This is a genomic window from Campylobacter sp. CH246 (assembly GCF_004378835.1).
Taxonomy (GTDB): Bacteria; Campylobacterota; Campylobacteria; order Campylobacterales; family Campylobacteraceae; genus Campylobacter_D; species Campylobacter_D jejuni.
Genome location: NZ_RYYA01000033.1, coordinates 1 through 367, shown reverse-complemented (window position 1 = coordinate 367; position 367 = coordinate 1). Strand labels below are relative to the sequence as shown.

The following is a 367-nucleotide window of genomic DNA, read 5'->3' as shown; positions in this document are numbered from 1 at the left end:
TTGATGCTAATATCGCTGATGCTATGGGATTTGGTTCTGTAAATAAAGGAGTTATGTTAGCTGGAGCTTCTTCTGTTAGCGCTTATATGAGTGCTGCAGGAAGTGGATTTTCGGCAGGTTCAGGTTATTCTGTAGGTAGTGGTAAGAATTATTCTACTGTGCTTACTACTACTAATCCAATAACTATTTCAGCTGCTTCGCAACTTTCTAAGGTATATAATGTTTCTGCAGGCTCAGGTTTTTCAAGTGGTTCAACACTTTCTCAGTTTGCAACTATGAAAACAACTGCTTTTGGAGTAAAAGATGAAACAGCAGGTGTTACCACACTTAAGGGTGCTATGGCGGTGATGGATATAGCTGAAACAGC

The 367-nt window shown here is 39.8% G+C and carries 1 pseudogene; it reads left to right on the top strand.

Annotated features, from left to right (window positions below):
- A pseudogene (locus tag ELQ06_RS08565) lies at nucleotides 1–367 on the top strand (flagellin); the annotation flags it as partial.